The organism is Pseudomonas sp. 05N434 (genome assembly GCF_056396965.1).
Genome location: NZ_JBFTMK010000750.1, coordinates 1 through 1,900, shown reverse-complemented (window position 1 = coordinate 1,900; position 1,900 = coordinate 1). Strand labels below are relative to the sequence as shown.

2 protein-coding genes are annotated in these 1,900 nt (G+C 54.5%); one reads left to right on the top strand and one right to left on the bottom strand.

The annotated features are described in order from the left end of the window. A partial coding sequence (locus tag AC1DLB_RS28915; RefSeq protein ID WP_477786181.1) for a GGDEF domain-containing protein occupies positions 1–881 on the top strand: 881 nt, incomplete at its 5' end. Positions 882–1,320: 439 nt separating this feature from the next. Here the strand turns inward: AC1DLB_RS28915 and AC1DLB_RS28910 are convergent. Then, the coding region (locus tag AC1DLB_RS28910; RefSeq protein ID WP_477786180.1) for an MFS transporter at positions 1,321–1,900 on the bottom strand (580 nt) is incomplete at its 5' end.

Here is a 1,900-nt window from a genome sequence, read left to right as displayed (position 1 = left end):
ATGATAATTTGCAGGGGTTCGTTGTCTCCAGCGTACGCTTGGCTTCTTTGATGGAACAAGGCATTCCATTACCAAGTCTGCAACGACTGAACGTGACGCTTTCATTGATCGACACGCAGCATCAAGGGGAAAGCATTTATCAGAGCTTGGCCCCCGCGGCCCCTTCAGCGCTGTACACGCAGCGGCTGCTGAAAGTAGCCGCCCAAAATTACTTGATCCAGTTTCGACCCAGCTCAACATTTCTGGTCGCCAACAGCTACGCACTGTCCATCAGCCTAATTGTCGTGTTCGGAGCAGGGTTGTCGCTGCTGCTGACCTTGATGGTGTACTTGCTGATTACGCAGCGCGCCCGCGCCCTCTTGCTGGTTGATGAGCGCACGCAAGACTTGCGTTTGTTGAACATTACCGATCACCTGACCGGAGTCTATAACCGCCGATACTTCGAAGAGTTGATGGAGCACTTGCTCATCGAGGCTAACGTGCAATACCGACCTCTGTCGCTGATCATGTTTGACGTCGATCACTTCAAACACATCAACGACCGCTGGGGCCATCAGTGTGGTGATAACGTTCTGAAGTCGTTGTGCACACGAATACGTTCGGCAACACGCAAAACCGATCTGCTGTGCAGAACAGGCGGAGAAGAGTTTGCATTGATCTGCCCGGATAGCGAACTGAACGATACAAGGCTGCTGGCAGAAAAGCTTCGAGCTCTAATAAACACCCTACCATTTGATGATATTGGACAGGCGACTTGTAGCTTCGGCGTTGCAACATGGATTCCATCAGAATCGTTTGACGCCTTCATTCGGCGTGCCGATACCGCGATGTACAGTGCAAAATCAAATGGTAGAGATCAAGTCCAACTTGCCGATATGTAGCAGATCGGCTACCCGGGTGTCACTGCGCAAAAAGCCAAAACTCGACAGCTTCGGAGCCGCGCTCTGCCTTCAGGTCATCATCCCATTGTCCAGCACACGCCCCCTGGTAATCGTAAGCGTTCGGTTAAGTCACCGTGATTCGGACTCTGCGCTCAGAAACTTCAACAGGTAGTCGTTTTGGAACGCCTCAGACCTCGGCAGATCGTGCGAATTACATAAAGATTCGGTCGTCATCGAATTACCAAACCCGTGCTCCACTTTTAGCTTCGGTCATCAGCGCCCATTATCAGACTGAGTGTAGTGGTCAATTAATCCCTGACACGACGTTAAGTTTCATTAGACCACTACAAGGCGAGCTGGGGCTCGATCCTGGCACGGCGAACAAGCGGTTGAATCTGATCGTTAGCTTCTACCAATGGGCTAGCCGCGCCAGGGAATGCTAGTGCTTCGGAGCGCGGGCATACCAACCGTAGATTGCGATGCCGGCATAACAGGTCGCTGGCACGCTCAATGCCATCGCGAGCGTCGAGAGGTCGGCCGCATACCCTGTCAATGGCGGAATAAATGCCCCGCCAACAATGGCGCAACAGAACAGGCCCGAACCTTCCGCCGCGCGATGACCGAGCCCTGCGGTCGCAAGGGTAAAGATCGTCGGAAACATGATGGAGTTGAACAGCCCGACGGCCAGCAGCGACCATCCGGCAACAACGCCTTGTGTGGTGGCAGAGATCGTCAACAGCACAATGACTGCCGTGGCGGCAAAGGCCAGCAGTTTCCCGGGCGCGAAAGTGCGCATCAGCGCCGAGCCGATAAAGCGGCCAACCAGGGCGCCACCCCAATAGAAGGCAACATGCTTGCCTGCGGCTTCGGCGGGAAGGGCCAGGGTTGTCGGCAGCATGAGGTAGTCGGTGATGAGGCTGCCAATCGTGACTTCGGCGCCGACATAGAGAAATATGCAAACGGTGCCGAGTGCAAAGCGCGGCTGCTTTAGAAGGTCGAGCGCAGCGAGTGGATTGAGA